Here is an 18,504-nt window from a genome sequence, read left to right as displayed (position 1 = left end):
TTCAGCCCAGGTTGTCAAGCATCCGTCGCAGCATCGAGCTGAGCCGGTCGATTTCCTCACGGGAGAACCCGTCGAGGAGTTGCCGGGTGACGCGGCCGAAGATCGGAGGCAGCCGCGGCACGATCGCCCGCCCCTCGTCGGTGAGCTCGATGACGATGGCACGGCGGTCCTCGGGATGCTTGCCGCGCCTCAGCAGGCCCTTGGCCGCCAGCCGGTCGAGAAGCCTCGTCATCCCGGCCGTGTCGGTGCCCAGCACGGACATCAGGTCGCGCGGACTGCTGGGCTCTCTCCGCGCGTGCAGCAGCAGAGCCGCCTGCTGGGCGGTGAGCCCCAGCGGAGCGAGCTTCCGTTCCAGCACTGTCGACAGCTCGCGACCGACCTGGTTGAGCAGTGAACCGCCGCCCAAAATCAAGCCGATGGGAATCTCCGCCCCCGTCGCATCAGTGGACATGCACCCATCATAGCTGTCGGCACACTTGCTGTCGCGACAGCTAATTGATACGGTGGGTGTCATGACAACATTCCGCGTCCTCATCATTGGTGGTGGTATCGGCGGGCTCTGTCTCGCACAAGGCTTGAAGAAGTCCGGGATCAGCGTCGCCCTGTTCGAGCGTGGCAACTCGGTCGCCGCCAGCCGCCAGGGGTTCGGGTTCCACGTCAACGCCGACGGCTCGAGCGCCTTGCGAGACTGTCTCCCGGAAAACCTGTACGCACTGATTCTCGCCACGTCCACCAAACCGGCGGACGGCATGTTCGCCCTGTTGAGCCCCCAACTAAAGACGAAGTTCAGCAAACCGCTACCCGCCGCTTCCACAAGCTTCGGCGTGAACCGGCAGACCCTGCGCGAAATCCTGCTCGACGGCCTTGAGGACGTCGTGCGCTTCGATGCGGACTTCGACCGGTTCGAGCAGCACCCCGATGGCAGGATCATCGCGCATTTCGCGGACAGGACATCGGCGATCGGAGATTTACTTGTCGGCGCGGACGGATTCCGGTCCCCAGTCCGCAGCCAACTGCTTCCCGACGCCGGCTTCGACGATCTGGGCCGTGCGATCTATGGCAGGACACCGCTCACCCGCGAACTCCTCGACTGGCTGCCACCGGTCATGGTCGACGGGATGCCCAGGATCGTGAGCCCGGACGGAATTTCGCTGGGAGTCGCGGCCTTCCGGAAGCGCGAGCCGTTCGGGGAAGCGACGTCCCGCTTGGCTCCGGGCCTTCTCCTCACCGACACGCCTGACTATCTTCGATGGACGGTAAGCGCCTGGGAAGCAAAGCTTTCCGCCACCGGCAAGAGCTTCTGGGGCGCGGACGGTCCGGAACTCCTGCGCGCCGCCGCGGAAATGGTCCAGGAATGGCATCCCGCGTTAAGGCGGCTCATCGACGAGGCGGACGCGAGCGCCACCCTCCCGGTCGGCATCTTCTGCGCCCGGCCCGTGGAACCGTGGGACACACCGAATGTCACCTTGCTGGGCGACGCTATTCATACGATGACGCCTGGCCGCGGCGAGGGCGCCAACACGACCATGCGCGACGCCGCACTGCTGACCAGGATGTTGACTCAAGCTGTCGAAGCCGGCGGTTCGCTTGTGGACGCAAAGATGCGCTACGAGGCCGAAATGCTGCGCTATGGCTTCGAGGCCGCTGCCACCTCCAGAAATCCCTTTTTCGCGCAGGCAGTTGCCGCGGCGCGAAAATCCTGAGTGGACTTCGGCAGGAATCGATGATCCACCGCGCGTGACCAGGAACTCGAGGAGTCGGCCGATCGCCGCGGCGCTGAGCGCTGTACACAGCGAACCAGGGACAGGCACCGAGACGATCCGGGCGAGCGAGTGCGATGGATAGCTGAGCCGGCCATACGTGAGCGCTCACCGGAAATCCCGGGATTTCGAACGGATGCGCATCGGCAGGTGCTGAAGCCGGTCGGCGAGCAGGCTCACCACGCCGTCGGCACGTTCCACGACGCCGCGCACCAGCAGGGCCGGACTGTTGCGGGCGATCCGATGGTAACGGCCCCACAACCCGGCGGTGCAGATGACGTTGACCATGCCCGTCTCGTCCTCCAGGTTGAGGAAGGTGATTCCGCCCGCGGTCGCCGGTCGCTGCCGGTGGGTGACCGCGCCGCCGACGAGCACGCGGGTGCCGTGCTCGACCCCCAGCAGGCCTGCCGCGGTGACCACGCCGAGTTCGTCGAGGTGATCGCGGATGAACTGGGTGGGGAAGCTACCCGGGGACAGGCCGGTCGCCCAGACGTCGGCGACCGCGAGGTCGAGTTCGTCCATGCCCGGCAGAGCGGGCGCGCTCGTCCCGACCACGCTGCCCGGGAGTTTCTCCGGGCGTTCTTCGGCCACCGCTCCCGCCGCCCACAGCGCCCGGCGCCGGTCACCGCCGATCTCGCCGAAGCAACCGAAGGCACCCGCGGTGGCCAGCGCCTCGACCTGCGGCCTGGTCAGCCGGACTCGCCGTGCCACATCGGCCATGTTCGCGAAGGGGCCGGCCCGCTCCCGCTCGGCGACCAGTTTCTCGGCCAGGTCCTGGCCGATCATCCGTACCGTGGCCAGGCCGATCCGGACGGCGAGCCGGTCTGAACCGTCGCCGGCCGGTTCGAGGGTGGCGTGCGGCAGGCCGGCATTGACATCCGGGCCCCGCACCGTGACCCCGTGCCGCCGCGCGTCGGCGACCAGCGACTGGGGAGAGTAGAACCCCATCGGCTGGGCCCTCAGCAGGCCCGCGCAGAACGCCTCGGGGTGGTAGTACTTGAAGAACGCGCTGGCGAACACCAGGTAGGCGAAGCTGAGCGCGTGGCTTTCCGGGAAACCGAAGTTGGCGAAGGCCAGGAGCTTGCCGAAGATCCGGCCGGTCAGCTCCCCGTCGAGGCCGTTGGCCGCGGCCCCCCGGTGGAACCGCTCCCGGAGCCGTTCCATCTTCCGCGTCGAGCGTTTCGCCCCCATGGCGTGTCTGAGCTCGTCGGCCTCCGCGGCGGTGAAGTTCGCGACGTCGAGCGCGATCTGCATCATCTGCTCCTGGAACAGCGGCACCCCCAGGGTCTTGTCCAGTGCCCTGGCCAGCAGCGGGTGATCGTGTGCCCAGACCTCCTGCTTGTTCTTCCTCCGGATGTAGGGATGGACCGAACCGCCCTGGATCGGGCCGGGCCGGATCAGCGCGACCTCGATCGCCAGGTCGTAGAACTTCTCGGGCTTGAGCCGGGGCAGGGTGGCCAGTTGGGCACGGCTCTCCACCTGGAAGACCCCGATCGCGTCGGCCCGCCGGAGCATCGCGTAGACGTTCTCGTCCTCGAGATCCAGGTCGCCGAGGTCGACCTCCACTCCCTTGTGCTCGCGCACCAGGTCGAGCATGTAGTGCAACGCGGACAGCATGCCGAGGCCGAGCAGGTCGAACTTGACCAGGCCCACCGAAGCGCAGTCGTCCTTCTCCCACTGCAGGACGCTGCGGTTTTCCATCCGCGCCCACTCGATCGGGCAGACCTCGCTCACCGGCCGGTTGCAGATCACCATGCCGCCCGAATGGATTCCCAGGTGCCGCGGGAAGTCCTCCAGCGTGGAGGCCAGGGTGAGCACCGGCGCCGGGATGTCGTGGTCGTGCGCCTCCTCCGTCTCCCGCAACGGTCCCCACCGGTCGATCTGCTTGCTCCACGCGTCCTGTTGCCCCGGCGAAAACCCCAGCGCCCGCGCCGCGTCCCGGACCGCCGACCGGGCCCGGTAAGTGATCACGTTCGCCACCTGGGCGGTGCGAAGGCGGCCGTGTTTCCGGTAGACGTACTGGATCACCTCTTCCCTGCGGTCGGACTCGATGTCCAGGTCGATATCCGGGTAACCGTCCCGGTCCGGCGCCAGGAAGCGCTCGAACAGCAACTTCCACCGCACCGAGTCGACCTTCGTGATGCCCAGCGCGTAGCAGACCGCGGAGTTGGCCGCGGATCCCCTTCCCTGGCACAGGATGTTGTGCTCCCGGCAGAACTTCGCGATGTCCCAGACGATGAGGAAGTAGCCGGGGAACCCGAGCCGCTCGATGATCTCCAGTTCGTGCTCGATCTGCTGGTAGGCGTCCGGCCGCTGGTCCCGCGTGCCGTATCGCTCCAGGGCGCCGAGCCTGACCTGTTCCCGGAGATAGCCCTGCTCGGTGTGCCCGTCCCGGACGGCGAACGGCGGCAGCTCCGGGGCGACCAGTTTCAGGTCGAACGCGCACTCCAGGCCGAGCAGCGCGGCCCGATCCACCGCACCGGGGTAGCGCTTGAACCGCTCGGCCATCTCCACCCCGGAGCGCAGGAACGCCTGACCCGACGCGGGCAGCCAGCCAGCCATCTCGTCGAGCCCGCGCCTGGCCCTGATCGCGGCCATCGCCCCGGCGAGCCTGCCGCGGCCCGGCGTCGCGTAGTGCACCGCATTGGTGGCCACGGTCGGCAGTCCCTGCCTTCCCGCCAGCTCGGCCAGCACGTCGTTGTGCGTGCTGTCCTCGGGTTGACCGTGGTCGGTCAACTCGACGAACACACCGTCCCGGCCGAAGAGTTCGACGAGCCTCCGAAGTTCCCGCTCGGCCGCCTCCGGGCCCGCGCGCAGGAGGGCTCGCCGCACCGCGCCCTTGCGGCATCCGGTGAGCACCACGGTCTTGCCCCGCACCTCGGCGGCCACGGCCTCCAGGTCGTACACGGGACGGCCCTTCTTCGCGCTCTGCTCCCGCGGCAACTGCTCGTCGTGCCCGCGCAACTGACCGACGGTGATCGCCCGGCACAGAGCGGCGTACCCGTCCTGCCGCTTGGCGAGCAGCAGGAGGTGTTCCCCCTCCGGATCGGCGATTCCGTTCTGGGGACCGGAAAGCCCGAGGCTCAGCTCGGTCCCGAACACCGTGCGCACACCGAGTTCGGCCGCCGCGTCGGCGAACCGCACCACCCCGTACATGCCGTCGTGGTCGGTGATCGCGATGGCCTCCAGCTCCAGCCGCGCGGCTTCCTCGATCAGTTCCTCGGGATGGCTCGCGCCATCGAGGAAGCTGAAGTTGGAGTGGCAGTGCAGCTCGGCGTAGGGCACCGACACCCGGCCTCCGCCACCACCGAGGTCGTCGCCCCGCCGGACCGGGAAATCGGCGGGGCGAAGGTAGCCGTCCCGTTTCCGGCTCCACGCCGGGCTGTCGCCACCGTCCGCGCCATCCGGCTTGCCGGACAGCGTCCGTTCGAGCTGCCGCCACGGGACCTTCGGGTTGTTCCAGCCCATACCTCACCCCACGAGCGCTTGACCCATGCTCACTCCAGTGGCGTTCTCGGCAGCGGAATCGCGGGCGAGATCTCGGTTTCCGCGGTTCCCTCCCATCCGTCCAGCACGTTCCGCGAGTAGGCGTGCTCCGCACGCAGCCAGTGCCGGATCTTCCGTAAATAGTCCTCGTCCATCAGTCGTAAACTCCTTCCACCGTCCATTGAAGACTTTCCTTGTCCTGCGCGGTGAGCAGCACCGCGATGCCGGAGTCCAGGAGCGCCTGGACCCGGGCACGGACGCCAGTGCCCGACGGCGTCCACCACTCGGTGTCCACCAGCCAGGGCCCCGCCCAGTCCAGAACCCGCTGGGCCGGACCGTCCGCCACCGCCAACGCTCGCGGAACCGCGGTGAGCCCGCCCCGGTCGGTGATCCCGATCCGCGCGCCCGCAGAGTCCACAAGCGACACCGGCACCGGCCGTTCGAGCACGGTCGCCGGGGACGGCTCGGGCAGCCGCCCCGGCCAGGGCCCGGCGGACGGGCTCGCCGTTTCCCGCCGGTCGCCCCACGGCACCAGGTGCACCCGCTCGGCCGGGCCGCGCCCGCCGTCGAGCACCGCGGTGAAGGCGCCTTCCGGGCCGAGCAGTCCCTGCACCCGGACCAGGGCCCGGCCCGCCCGCTCCGCGGCGAGGACCTGCTCCCCAAGGGGGTCTGGAGGCTTGTCCCCAGTGGGGATGTGGGGGCTGTACCCCCACGAAGCAGAGTGGAGGGCACTGCCGTGCTGCCACAACCCGAGTTGCAGGGACCGTCCCTCCACGGTCTCCTCCGGCTCCAGCCGCAACCGGCAGACCCCGGAGGTCGGACGAGCGCCGGGGGCGGCGCGCAGCCACCCCTCGGACTGCCAGCGGACACGGTCGGCGATCCCTTGCGGGGTCAGCGGTTCCGCACACCGCCACACCCGGCCCAGTTCCTCACCGTGCTCGGTACTGGCGTAGATACCCAGCCTGGTGCAGGCGAGCCCGCGCGCGGCGAGCCCGGCGTGGAACCGGCCCGCCAGGGCCCGTGCCATGAAGGCAACGGCGTCCAACCGTTCCAGCGGCGGGTCGAACTCCTCGACCACCGCCAGTTCGGGTGGCGGGCGGCGGCGGTGTGGCGGCCGCTCCGAGCACCCGCGGGCCAGCCGGTGTGCCAGCAGCCCGGCACTGCCGAACCGGGAGACGACGTCCCGTTCGGCAAGGGCGGCGAACGCACCGAGGGTGTGCAATCCCAGGCGCCGCAACAGGTCGACGAGTTCCGTCCGGTCGGCTTCCGGCTGGTCGAGCTCGCCGATCCCCAACGGCGCCAGGTACTCCGCCGCCGCACCCGGCTCGACCACCATCGACCGGTGCGCGGCGAGGGTGGCGGCGAACAACCCGTCGGCTATCCCTATCTGACATTCCACGTCGGCGCGGGCGGGAACGTGCTCCAGCAACACCTCCACCAACCGAAGCTCGCCCGCCTTTTCGTGCCCCCGAGCACCGGACGGCCCTTTCGAGCGGGTTGCCCGGGCTGCCTCCCTGCCGAAGTAACCGGCCGCACCTCCGGCCGGTACCGCGACCAGACCGGGCCGCACCACCTCGACCCCGACCACCAGTTCCTCCACAGCGGTGGCGACCGGCTCGAACAACCGCGCGTCCCGGCCCTCGTCGACGCCGAACACCTCCAGTTCCGGGCACCGGGACTGGGCGTCCCGCCGCCGCATGTCCCGGCGGACACCGGCCGCCCTGGCGACGGCGGAACAGGCCACCACCCGGTTGGCGGAGAACACCGCGGCGGGCAGGTGTGCCGACACGCCCGCGGCCGTGGCGGCCGCGACCGCGGGCCAGTCCGGGCACCACAGCGCGAGCATCCGCGCACCGCGGTCACCTTGACCGACGCGACTCATCCCACCTCCTCGGTTTCCATGACGGCTTGCATTCGATCGCCTCGCCGGCGACTGTCCAGTTCCGTTGTGTGAAGCACGCCACCGTCGGTGACGGTGGGGGCCGGCCCCCACACCCCCCATGGGGGCCGGCCCTCATACCCCCGAGGGAGCGGCTCCGCGGCCACCTCGGCTGCCGCCGCGCCCGGCAGCGTCAGTAACGCGCGCCTCGACCGCGCCGCCGCTCCCCTGCCCCCGGCCAGTACCTCGACCTGCCGCGCCCGCAGGTAGCCGGATCCGCCGGCCAGGCCCGTCCAATGCCCGGTTCCACAATTCAGCTCCAGTTCCGCGCCCGGCCACTGGCCGACGGACAGCAGCACGGCTCCGCGATGGCGCGCTCGCGCGGACAGCCGCCGGGCCACCGACGGCGCCACGTCCACGGAGCCGACCACGACCAGGTCCATTCCGTCCAGCAGTGCGGCGGTCACCATGGCGAACTCCGCGCCGGGTCGGGGAACCAGCGCGAACCTGCTCAGCTCGACCCCGAGTTCCCCGGCCGCGACCAGGCCGAGGTCCGGCATTCCCACCGCGGCCGCCCACGACCCGGTCGCGGTGGCCACGGCCAGCAGGGCGAGCAGCAGGGAGGTCGACCCGCGGACCACGACCGTGCTCCCCCGCCGCAGGCCCGCGGCGGGCAGCAGCTCCCGCAGTCCTGGAGCCACCGGAAGCACCTGCCCGGTCGTCCGAGCATGCTCGGCGGCGGCCGCCATACCGCTTGCCGTGCTCATTCCGGGCAGGGCCGCCAACTTCGCGATGGGGGCCTCGGTCGCCACACTGCTCGTCACTGAAGATCACCTCCCCAATACAGCAACTTCACCCCGCTCGCGGACAGGCACGAGCGCGGAAAGCTCATCGCGGGGAAGACGATGACTCGAACATCCGTTCGACGTATTCAGTTTGCAAGAAGAACCACCGCTTGTCAAGCGGCCCTGGTGTCCACTTTCACCAGTCGGGCAGTTCGCCGGAAAACCCAGCGCTGCCAACGGATCCGAGGACTCACTAGCTGCCGAGACGAGCCACCGCGTCGCTGATCCGCCGGTGCATCGGACGGCGGTCCAGTGCGGTGAGCACCTCGTCGATGAGCCTACTCAGCGGGTACGACAATTCAGCCTCGAGCGCGGCGGCCGCGGCCGTGGTCGCGGCCCACTCCGTCTCCAGCGCCGGCAGCAACCGTTCCGCCTCGAGCGTCAGCCGGATGATCCGCTCACGCGCGTCCTCGCCGGGTTCTCGCACAGCCAAGCCGTCCTTGACCATCTGCGCGACCGTCTGGCTCGCCGCCGAATGCGTCACGCCGATCGCACGGGCCAGTTCCCGGATCGAACTGGGCCCGGAAGCGGCGAGCACCCTGACGACCGGGGTGAACCGCGGACGGAAGCCGGGCGGCCCGAGATCGGCGTAGACCGCCGCTACCCCGCCATCCAGCAACTCGAGCAGGTGGCGCAGCCGAATACCGAGAATTTCGCTTCCGGAAAGAGTTGTCACAGCACTAATGTAACAGCGCTGTTACACTTGTGGACCTCGAGGAGGCAGCCATGGCCGAGCCGTATCCCGACATCGAGCCGCACGACCAGGGCATGCTCGACGTCGGCGACCGGAACCACATGTACTGGGAGGTTCGCGGCAACCCGGACGGCAAGCCGGCCGCCATCGTGCACGGCGGGCCCGGATCGCCCTCACGCCGGCTACACCGCTACTGCGATCCCGGCCGCTACCGGACCGTCGTCTTCCACCAACGCGGCTGCGGCCGGAGCACGCCGCACGCGAGCGATCCCGCCACGGACATGAGCGTCAACACCACCGAGCATCTGATCGCCGACATGGAACGGCTGCGGGAGCACCTCGGCATCGAAAAATGGCTGCTGTTCGGGGGTTCCTGGGGCAGCACACTCATCCTCGCCTACGCCGAGCGGTACCCCGAACGCGTGTCGGAGATCGTCATATCCGGCGTGACCACGACGCGGCGCCACGAGATCGACTGGCTGTACCGAGGCTTGGCTCGTTTCTTCCCCGAAGAGTGGGAACGATTCCGCACGGGCGTTCCCGATGACGACTTGGTCGCGGGATACGCGCGGCTCATGGAAAGCCCCGAGGAGAAGGTTCGCGAAAAGGCCGCGAGAGACTGGGCTGCCTGGGAAGACGCAGCCGTCTCACTGGAACCGAACGGGGCGCCCGACCACTACCGCGGGCGCCCCGGAATCGATCTACGGGCGATGGTCCGCATCTGTTCGCACTACTTCGCCCACGGCGCCTGGCTCGACGAAGGCATCCTGCTCCGCGAAGCGGGCCACCTGACCGGTATTCCGGGCGTGCTCATCCACGGCCGGCTCGACCTCAGCAGCCCGCTCGACACAGCATGGACGCTCGACAAGGCCTGGCCGGACGCGGAACTGGTCCTCGTGCACGACTCGGGTCACAGGGGCAGCGACACCATTCGCGACCGGATGGTCGAGGCACTCGACAAGTTCGCGAGCCGATGAGCCTCAGTGCGCGAAGTGGCGGGTCCCGGTGAGGTAGAGGGTGATCCCGGCCTCCTCGGCGGCCGCGATCACCTCCGCGTCGCGAATGGACCCACCGGGCTGGACGACCGCGCGGACACCCGCGTCGAGCAACACCTGCAGCCCGTCCGGGAACGGGAAGTAGGCGTCCGACGCGGCGACCGAGCCCTTCGCCCGGTCACCCGCGCGCTGCACCGCCAGCCTGGCCGAGTCGACCCGGTTCACCTGCCCCATCCCGACGCCCACCGTGGCCCGGCCGGTGGCGAGCAGGATCGCGTTGGACTTCACCGCGCGCACGGCCCGCCACGCGAATTCGAGGTCGACGAGAGTCTCGGCGTCCGCGGCCTCGCCGGTGGCGAGCGTCCAGTTCGCCGGGTCGTCGCCGGGCGCGTCGATCCGGTCGACCGTCTGCACCAGCATTCCGCCGGAAATGGGCCGGAACTCGATGGGATCCGGGTTGCTCAGTTCGGGCAGGCGCAGGAGCCGGATGTTCTTCCTGCGCTTCAACACATCCAGCGCGTCGTCGTCGAATTCGGGCGCGAGCACGACTTCGGTGAACACCTCGGCGATCTGTTCGGCCGCCTCCAGTGACACCGGGCGGTTGGTCGCGATCACGCCCCCGTAGGCCGAAACCGGGTCGCAGGCATGTGCCTTCCGATGCGCCTCGGCGACATCCACGCCCGCCGCGATGCCGCACGGGTTGGCGTGCTTGATGATCGCGACGGCGGGATCGGTGAAGTCATAGGCGGCCCGGCGCGCCGCGTCGGTGTCCACATAGTTGTTGTAGGACATGGCCTTGCCGTGCAGCTGCTCGGCGTGGGCGAGTCCGTCACGCCAGTGCCGGTACACCGCGGCGCGCTGGTGCGGATTTTCGCCGTACCGCAGGATCTCCCCGCGTTCCCAGGTGCCTCCGGTGAAGTCCGGGAAACCCGAGTCGTCGGCGGGTGCGTAGGCGTCGGCGAACCAGGCCGCGACCGCCATGTCGTAGGAGGCCGTGTGCGCGAAGGCTTGCGCGGCAAGGCGTTTCCGGTCCTCGAGCTCGAACCCGCCGGCACGGACGGATTCCAGCACCCAGTCGTACCGCGCCGGGTCGACCACCACCGCGACCGAGCCGTGGTTCTTGGCCGCGGCGCGCACCATCGCGGGCCCGCCGATGTCGATGTTCTCCACGCAGTCCTCTGGACCGGCGCCGGACGCGACCGTTTCCCGGAACGGATAGAGGTTGACCACCAGCAGGTCGAACGGCGCGATGTCGAACTCACGTAGCTGCGCGACGTGCTCGGCGCGGTCGCGGTCGGCGAGCAGCCCGGCGTGCACCCGCGGGTGCAGGGTCTTGACCCGGCCGTCGAAGGACTCCGGGAAGCCGGTGACCTCCTCGACCGGCGTCACCGGCACCCCGGCGTCGGCCAGGGTCCTCGCCGTGCCGCCGGTGGAGACGACCTCCACCCCCGCGGCGTGTAACCCAGTCCCCAGCTCGAGCAGCCCCCGCTTGTCGGAAACCCCGATCAGCGCGCGTTTCACCGGTCGCTTCGTCACCGCAACCTCACCTTCCGTCCCTCCAGCGTGCAGCCACCCCGACCCAGCCGCTCGACCACGTCGACCAGCAGCCGACGTTCCACCACCTTGATCCGTTCGTGGAGCAGCGCCTCGTCGTCGTCGGGTTCGACCGCGACCGCCTCCTGCGCGATGATCGGCCCGGTATCCACCCCGGCGTCCACGAAATGCACCGTCGACCCGGTCACCTTGACCCCGAGCGCGAGCGCGTCGGCGACCGCGTGCATGCCAGGGAACGACGGCAGCAGCGCCGGATGCGTGTTGATCACCCGGTTCGCGAACCGTTCGAGGAAGGCGGGGCCGAGGATCTTCAGGAAACCCGCGGAAACCACCAAATCGGGCCGACAGGCGTCGACGGCCTCGGTCAGCGCCTTGTCCCAGGCCGCCCGATCCGGATGATCGCCCAGCCGGACCGTGAACTGCGGGACACCGGCCCGTACCGCCCTGGCCAGCGCTTGGACACCCTCGCGATCCGCGCCTACGGCGACCACCTCGGCCGGGTAACCCGGTTGCTCGGCCGCGTCGAGCAGGGCTTGGAGCAGCGTGCCGGATCCGGACGCCAGGACCACCAGCTTCACCGGAGTCGGCAGGTCCAATTGAGACACCACCGCATTACTCCTTCAAAAGCCCGGACCTACCGTCCCACCAAGCCTAATGCCTGGTCCGAAAGCCCGTGTTTCCGGGCGAGGTGCCCGGCCGCGCGGGTACCGCGTGCTAGCCGAACTCTTCGGGGTCGGGAGAGGTGGGCGCCGGCGCATCTTCTGTCGGCTCCTCGCCGGTTTCGGCACGGCGAGTTCGTGGTCCGGCCAGCCAGGCGACGAGCCCACCAGGGAGCACGATCCAGCCGAACGCGGTCAGCGACGTCAGCCCGACCGGAACGGCGACCGGGTTGAACGGTCCGCTGCCCAGCCGTCCTCCCGCCACCGAGCCGAGCAGCACGCACCCGAAGCCGACCATCGCACCGGCGATCCCGACCGTGCGCAACCGGCCACGAGGATCTTCGTGGCTGTCCCGAAGCGACCAGCCGACCAGTGCGCCGACCAAGGCGGGCAGCAGCATCAGTACCGGCCACCAGCGCGCCGCGTGCTCGGGAACGCCCGCCAGCAACGGCACGCCCGGCACGGCGCCACCGCTGAACGAGAACGCGCCCACGGAAACCGATCCGATCGAAAATCCGGGACCCGCCGCGAACGACAGCGCGAAGACGACCGCGTTGGGCAGATAACCCAGGCAAAGCAGCAACATGCCGGCACTACTGCCGAACCCGTGCGCGTTCTCGGCGAAGAGGTGACCGGCCGTCGACGTGGACAGTCCCAGGTTGAGCGCGTAGACGAACGCGCCGGCGGCGAGCAGCCCGGCCAGTCCGACCGCACCGGCACGCAGGCCCCGGATCGCCAGGGTGTCCAGGTTGTCCCTCAAGGCCGAGACGAGCCCGCAGCAACGAGCGACGCCGACAATCGCCGACAACCCAGCGAGGAATCCCGGAACCAGGAAGGCGGTCAGGGGCTCGGCGCTCACGCTCGAACCGATCGAGAGCGCGGCGACGGTGACGCCGAGCAGTGCGTGGGCGGCCGCTATCGGGACGATCACGTTGACCGCCTGACCAGGGCTGTCGTAGCCGAGGCGCGCCACGGCATGTGCCGCCGAACGGGCCACCAGCGAGCACATCCCGATGGTCGCCAGCAGCGGCAGCACTCCCAGCGGACGGCCAGCGATGACCACCGGGACCTGGTATGCGGCAAGCCAGGCGGTGGCCGCCGCCCGCAGCACCCCGACCACGGAGAAGGTCGCGACCGACGCGATGGAAGTGACCAGGGCGAGCAGGGCCGCGACCACGGCATAACCGGCGATCAACGGCCCCACCGCGGCCGCGATGACGGCCCGTGCGCGGGCCGAGGGGGGCAGGGCAGGCTCACTCCGGCGGTCCCGGGACTTCACCTCTGCTCCGGGACGCCGGTCGGGGGTGCGTAACGGCACGTTCCGCACCCTCGCATCCGCGTTGGGCCGTCCGGGTGAGCCACGCCGCCGTCCCATGGTGACCTCGTCCGGACCTCACCCTCGCGGGTTAGGCGCGGCTCCCGGTCAACTCTGTTCGCTTCCGCTTCCCGATGACTCCTGCTTGCCGGACTCGGGCGGCTGGGGCGGGGCGTAGAACTGCCCCTGCTGGGGTGCGTAGACCGTGGACTGCGGGGTCGGCGGGGTCACCGGCGGGCCGTACTGGGTCCCGGCCGGGCCGGCCTTCTGCTGTCCACCCGGCCCCTGCTGCGGCTGGCCGAACTGGCCGTAGGGCTGGCCGTACGACTGGGGCTGCGGAGTGGGGATCTTGAGCACGCCGTGCTCGAACAACAGCGTCGCGACCGCGACCAGCATCTGCAGGATGCCCAGGATCAGGATCACGGTGACGACACCCGGCACGACACTCGTGCGCACGGTGGCGAGGATCGCCCACAGCGCACCGAAAACGCTTGCCAGCGCCGCGAAGGGCAGCACTTTCGGCCCATTCGGCAGTACCCGCAGGGCCGCGAGCAGACCGCCGATGAGGAGGTAGGTGATGGCGCCGTCGGCCGGAGACGCCTCGTCCGAGAAACCGATGAAGTAGTTCACCAGGCCAAGCAGGGTCACCGCCAGCGAAAGCAGCAGCGTCAGGTTGGCCGCGGACAGAGTCGCGACCGGCGCGTGGTGCTGAGCCGGCGCGTGCTGCTGGGGGAATCCACCGGTACCGGGCGGCTGGGGATTGGGCTGTGCGCCGCCACCCTGCTGAGGGTAACCCGGCCCACCACTCGGGAAGTTCATCCGTGCTCTCCTGTCGTCGGCCAAACGAGGCGGCGGATAGGTCCGGCAAAAACTAGCGCACCGAAGACTGTTCCGCCGCCCCCCGGGGTATCCGACGTGCGACGACCGTAATCGGTTGCATCGGATCCCGGCCACCGCGGGCGGACGGCGACGGCCGGGCGCCTTCCGACGCCCGGCCGTTATGCCTGGTATCCGCCCTGCTAGTGCAGTTTCTTGTACAGCTCCCTGGCCAGCTCAGCGGTCTCGGACGGCGTCTTGCCGACTTTGACGCCGGCGGCTTCGAGGGCTTCCTTCTTGGCTTGGGCGGTGCCGGAGGAGCCGGAGACGATGGCACCGGCGTGGCCCATGGTTTTGCCTTCGGGGGCGGTGAAGCCGGCCACATACCCGACGACGGGTTTGGTGACGTGGGCCTTGATGTAGTCGGCGGCGCGTTCTTCGGCGTCGCCGCCGATTTCGCCGATCATCACGATGACCTCGGTGTCGGGGTCGTTCTGGAACGCTTCGAGCGCGTCGATGTGCGTCGTGCCGATGACCGGGTCACCGCCGATGCCCACCGCGGTGGAGAACCCGATGTCCCGCAGTTCGTACATCATCTGATACGTCAGCGTGCCCGACTTGGACACCAGCCCGATCTTGCCCTGGCCGGTGATGTTGGCGGGGATGATCCCGGCGTTGGACTTGCCGGGCGAGATCACGCCGGGGCAGTTCGGACCGATGATGCGGGTCTTGGTGCCCTTGGCGACGTTGTGGGCCCAGAAGTAGGCCGAGTCGTGCACCGGGATGCCCTCGGTGATCACCACCGCGAGCGGGATCTCGGCGTCGATGGCCTCCAGCACCGCGTCCTTGGCGAACCGCGGTGGCACGAAGATCACGCTGACGTTGGCGCCCGTCTCCTTGATGGCTTCCTCCACCGTGCCGAACACGGTGAGGTCCTTGCCGGCGATCGTCACGGTCTGCCCGGCCTTACGGGCGTTGACGCCGCCGACGATGTTCGAGCCGGCCTGCAGCATCTTGGTGGCGTGCTTGGTGCCTTCCGACCCGGTCAGCCCCTGCACAACGATCTTGCTGCTGGAATCCAGGAAAATCGACATTTTCTTACGCTCCCGCCGCCGCGAGCTCGGCGGCCTTGTCCGCCGCGTTGTCCATGGTGTCCACCAGGGTGACCAGCGGGTGTGCCGCCTCGGCCAGGATCCGGTGGCCCTCGTCCACATTGTTGCCGTCCAACCGCACCACCAGCGGCTTGGACGCCTCGTCACCCAGGATCTTCAGCGCTTCCACGATCCCGCTGGCCACCGCGTCACAGGCAGTGATCCCACCGAAAACATTGACGAACACGCTCTTGACCGCAGGGTCGTTGAGGATGACGTCGAGGCCGGCGGCCATCACTTCCGCCGACGCGCCCCCACCGATGTCGAGGAAGTTCGCGGGCTTGACCCCGCCGTGCTTCTCCCCGGCGTAGGCCACCACGTCCAGAGTGGACATCACCAACCCGGCACCGTTGCCGATGATGCCGACCTCTCCGTCCAGCTTGACGTAGTTGAGGTCCTTGGCCTTGGCCTTGGCCTCCAGCGGGTCCTCGGCCTGCTTGTCCACCAGTTCGGCGTGGGCGGGGTGGCGGAAGGAGGCGTTCTCGTCCAGGGTGACCTTGCCGTCCAGCGCGACGATCCGCTCCTGCGGGTCGCGCACCAGCGGGTTGACCTCGACCAGCGTGGCATCCTCGGCCACGAAGGTCTCCCACAGCTTCACCAGCACCCCGGCCGCCTGGTCCCGGATCGCCTCCGGGAACCTGGCCTCGGTCAGGATCTCGGTCGCCTTGGCCAGGTCGACCCCGGCGATGGCGTCCACCGGCACCTTCGCCAGCGCCTCGGGACGCTCCACCGCCAGCTGCTCGATCTCCATACCGCCCTCGGCGGAAGCCATCGCCAGGAACGTGCGGTTGGCGCGGTCCAGCAGGAAGGAAACGTAGTACTCCTCGGCGATGTCCGAGGCCTCGGTCACCAGCACCCGGCGGGTGATGTGTCCCTTGATATCCAGTCCAAGGATCGCCTCGGCCTTCTCCTTGGCCTCAGCGGGGTTCTCGGCCAGCTTCACACCACCGGCCTTGCCCCGGCCGCCGGTCTTCACCTGCGCCTTCACCACAACCTGGCCACCGATCCGCTCGGCCGCGGCCTGCGCTTCTTCCGGATTGCGCGCCACGGCACCGGGCAACACCGGCACACCGTGCGCGGCGAAGAGGTCCTTCGCCTGATACTCGTAGAGGTCCACTACTCCAGTCTCCTGACGACACACGCCGCTGTGTTACCGGCCGCTTCGCGAAGGTGGTCCAGGGCGTGCTTGTTGCAAACCATGCTGCCGGACGAGACGACCCTAGCGACCTGGGGAGAAACGCGGGGCGCCGCACCTGGTGAAGTCTGTCACCGTACGGCTCCAGGGCGTTGTTTCCCGGTGTGAGACCTCCCACTGCGGCCCCTCGAGCCTCATTTCGACGGCTGCGACGCACGCCCGGCCGCGGCTGTGACCACGGCGGCAACGAGAGCGACCAGGCAGCCCAGGGTCAGCCACCAGCCGACCCCGGCATGTGCTCCCGGGATCTGGCTGCCGCCCAGCGGGAGCGCCAGGAGCCGCAGCGCGGCGACGGCGGCGGCCCCGGCCAACATCGCCGCGGCGCGGGCACGCCGGCATCGCGGCGCGAGCACGCAGGCGCCCACCACGGTCAGCAGAGCGATCAGCAGGCCCCACGACGGCGTGCCGAAGTCCGACCACAGTGCGGGCTCGGTGTATTCGGTGCCGGCGATTGACGGCGTGCCGAAAGCGCCAACCGCCAGGATGCCCGCGGCGACCAACGGCGTGAGCAGGCCCGGCCCGGGTAGTCGATCTCCGGCATCGTCGGCGTTGTCCCGCTCGACCATGCCGGTCACCACCGAACAGCACGCCGTCGCGACCGCGCACACCACGGACACGGCCGTCCACGGCGCCCCAGGCCCCGGTCCGAGCCCGGCGCCGAGTTCGCTGGCGGTGATCGCGGTGGTGAGCACCGCGGTGGCGGCCATCGCCACACCCGCCCAACTGACGGACAGGGCGGGCCGCACGGTACTGGCCAGGCTGGGCACGAACATCGCGACACTCAGCACGCCGGCCACCAGGCCGGCGGCGAGCAGGAGCCAGCGTGCCGGGCTGTGCGGTCCGGCTTGGCCACCCACCACCACGACCTGCGGGGCCAGCGCGCCGATCAGTGCCGTCGCCATGGTCGCCAGGCCGAGCAGGCCGGTGGCCAGGCGCAACCTGGGCGATTCGGGCAGCCGAGCCTCTCCGGCCACGGCGATCTCGGTGATCTCGGCGGCCGGGGACTCCCGCTCGGCGCTCCCTTCCCGGTCACCAGCGCGCAGGAACGCCGCGAGCACCAGGCCCGCCGCGCCGACCAGCACGACGATCGGCCCGGCCGCCGGCCGCACGCCCGAAACCGCCATTCCGGACACAAGGTCGGGCAGGGCCACCGTCGCCGCGCCGAGAGCGAGGCCGAGCTGTCCGCCCAGAGCGACCTCGGCGGCACCCGCGGTGATCACGAACGCCGCGGCCACCGGCAGGGCGAACGCGAGCAGTAGCGATCCCGCGAGCACGAGCGCTGGGCTCTCGAACGCACTGCCGGCAGGCAGGAACGCGTCGTCCGACGAGAACGGCGACATCATCAGCCCGACCGCCGCTACCATCGCGCCGAGCAAGCCGATCAACAGCGGACCTCGGCCTGCCACGTGGGCCTCGGACCGCGGTGCCGCCGCCAGCGCGGCCAGAACCCCCGCGACAGCCGTGGCCACCAACCCGGCGAGCATCAACCAGATCCCGGTTGCGGGCCCCGGCAACGCGAACACCACCGGCCGGTACAGCTCGGGACGAGCCACCGCGGACGGGTCCACCAGGAACTCGAGGTCGGCGACCAGGCGTCCCGGCGCCGGCGCGGCCACACCGGCGAGCACTCCGGCCGCCGCCATGACGCGTCCCTTGCGAGCGAAAACGCCGGCCAAGGCCATCGGCGCCAGCGCGAGCACGATCAGCAGCGGCGCACTCGCGAACCCGGGCGAAGCTCCAGCCACGACCGGGACCAACACTCCCAGTGCCAGCAGCACCGCGGCCGCACCGGCCGAGGCGACGGCAGCGGAAAACACGGAGGCCGGACGCCCTTCGGCGCTGTCCGTTACCTGCGGATCAAGCCGTGAGGGTCGGTGGCCGAGGGCCCAGCGAGTCCTGGTCATTGACAATGCACGCTAGCAAGCCCGGCGCGGGTTCACTCCTGGCATAGGAGTTTCATTCCGGCCTCCCCCCGGCCGCAAACGCTCGCCAGTGGCGTAGACCAAGCCGAATCGCAACGATTTCTCGACCTCCAAAACGGCTTGAACCGCCAGACACGCCGAATCTAAACGTAATCTAGGTCACACCAAAGGAGTAATCTCCTTTCTACTCTTTGTCATTGACGCTGCTAGCGAACGTGCATGATCATCACGCT

Annotated in this window: 14 protein-coding genes and 1 pseudogene; 2 read left to right on the top strand and 13 right to left on the bottom strand. The window is 69.6% G+C overall.

The genetic code is table 11. From position 1 onward, the window contains the following. Position 1: 1 nt before the first annotated feature. Positions 2-451 (bottom strand): MarR family transcriptional regulator, encoded by a 450-nt coding sequence (locus VJT49_RS30995; RefSeq protein ID WP_324168511.1) that lies wholly within the window; start codon positions 449-451, stop codon positions 2-4. 61 nt (positions 452-512) lie between these two features. Here VJT49_RS30995 and VJT49_RS30990 point away from each other — a divergent pair, with 61 nt between their 5' ends. Beyond that, positions 513-1,703 carry an FAD-dependent oxidoreductase gene (locus VJT49_RS30990; RefSeq protein ID WP_324168586.1) on the top strand — a complete coding sequence of 397 codons (1,191 nt, stop codon included), beginning with the start codon at positions 513-515 and terminating at the stop codon, positions 1,701-1,703. Positions 1,704-1,868: 165 nt separating this feature from the next. On the opposite strand, the gene VJT49_RS30985 is transcribed toward VJT49_RS30990, so the two are convergent. From VJT49_RS30985 to VJT49_RS30965, 5 genes and pseudogenes are all read right to left on the bottom strand, one after another. After that, positions 1,869-5,228 (bottom strand): error-prone DNA polymerase, encoded by a 3,360-nt coding sequence (locus VJT49_RS30985; protein WP_324168510.1) that lies wholly within the window; start codon positions 5,226-5,228, stop codon positions 1,869-1,871. 29 nt (positions 5,229-5,257) lie between these two features. Then, a complete protein-coding gene (locus VJT49_RS30980; RefSeq protein ID WP_324168509.1) occupies positions 5,258-5,401 on the bottom strand; it encodes a hypothetical protein in 144 nt (47 codons plus the stop codon). Then, positions 5,401-7,092, bottom strand: coding sequence for a DNA polymerase Y family protein (locus VJT49_RS30975; RefSeq protein ID WP_324168585.1), 1,692 nt, complete (start codon positions 7,090-7,092; stop codon positions 5,401-5,403). The genes VJT49_RS30980 and VJT49_RS30975 overlap by 1 nt, the downstream gene beginning before the upstream one ends. Before the next feature lie 182 nt (positions 7,093-7,274). Next, positions 7,275-7,892 (bottom strand): annotated as a pseudogene (locus VJT49_RS30970) (hypothetical protein); the annotation flags it as partial. A 271-nt stretch (positions 7,893-8,163) separates the two neighbouring features. After that, positions 8,164-8,646: a MarR family winged helix-turn-helix transcriptional regulator gene (locus tag VJT49_RS30965; RefSeq protein ID WP_324168507.1), complete on the bottom strand. Its 483-nt coding sequence runs from the start codon at positions 8,644-8,646 to the stop codon at positions 8,164-8,166. A 50-nt stretch (positions 8,647-8,696) separates the two neighbouring features. On the opposite strand from VJT49_RS30965, the gene pip reads away from it, so the two are divergent. Next, positions 8,697-9,641, top strand: coding sequence for a prolyl aminopeptidase (gene pip, locus VJT49_RS30960; RefSeq protein WP_324168506.1), 945 nt, complete (start codon positions 8,697-8,699; stop codon positions 9,639-9,641). Positions 9,642-9,644: 3 nt separating this feature from the next. Here pip and purH read toward each other — a convergent pair whose 3' ends face one another. The 7 genes from purH to VJT49_RS30925 all read right to left on the bottom strand — a co-directional run bounded on the left by purH (position 9,645) and on the right by VJT49_RS30925 (position 18,166). Next, the gene (gene purH / locus VJT49_RS30955) at positions 9,645-11,195 is read right to left on the bottom strand and encodes a bifunctional phosphoribosylaminoimidazolecarboxamide formyltransferase/IMP cyclohydrolase (RefSeq protein WP_324168505.1); all 1,551 of its coding nucleotides are present in this window, start codon (positions 11,193-11,195) and stop codon (positions 9,645-9,647) included. Then, complete coding sequence (gene purN, locus VJT49_RS30950) at positions 11,192-11,809, bottom strand: phosphoribosylglycinamide formyltransferase (protein ID WP_324168584.1); 618 nt, start codon at positions 11,807-11,809, stop codon at positions 11,192-11,194. The genes purH and purN overlap by 4 nt, the downstream gene beginning before the upstream one ends. 118 nt (positions 11,810-11,927) lie before the next feature. Further along, positions 11,928-13,151 (bottom strand): DUF6350 family protein, encoded by a 1,224-nt coding sequence (locus tag VJT49_RS30945; protein WP_324168504.1) that lies wholly within the window; start codon positions 13,149-13,151, stop codon positions 11,928-11,930. Between the two features lie 144 nt (positions 13,152-13,295). Further along, positions 13,296-14,006: a DUF5336 domain-containing protein gene (locus VJT49_RS30940; protein WP_324168503.1), complete on the bottom strand. Its 711-nt coding sequence runs from the start codon at positions 14,004-14,006 to the stop codon at positions 13,296-13,298. 200 nt (positions 14,007-14,206) lie between these two features. Beyond that, positions 14,207-15,097, bottom strand: coding sequence for a succinate--CoA ligase subunit alpha (sucD, locus tag VJT49_RS30935; protein WP_324168502.1), 891 nt, complete (start codon positions 15,095-15,097; stop codon positions 14,207-14,209). A 4-nt stretch (positions 15,098-15,101) separates the two neighbouring features. Then, positions 15,102-16,271, bottom strand: a complete 1,170-nt coding sequence (gene sucC / locus VJT49_RS30930) for an ADP-forming succinate--CoA ligase subunit beta (protein ID WP_324168501.1) — start codon at positions 16,269-16,271, stop codon at positions 15,102-15,104. A 212-nt stretch (positions 16,272-16,483) separates the two neighbouring features. Then, positions 16,484-18,166 (bottom strand): hypothetical protein, encoded by a 1,683-nt coding sequence (locus tag VJT49_RS30925; RefSeq protein ID WP_324168500.1) that lies wholly within the window; start codon positions 18,164-18,166, stop codon positions 16,484-16,486. Positions 18,167-18,504: the final 338 nt, after the last annotated feature.

Source organism: Amycolatopsis sp., from assembly GCF_035276945.1.
In the GTDB taxonomy this organism is placed as follows: domain Bacteria; phylum Actinomycetota; class Actinomycetes; order Mycobacteriales; family Pseudonocardiaceae; genus Amycolatopsis_E.
Note: the sequence above shows the minus strand (reverse complement) of the source record. Positions and strands in the feature narration are given on the sequence as shown.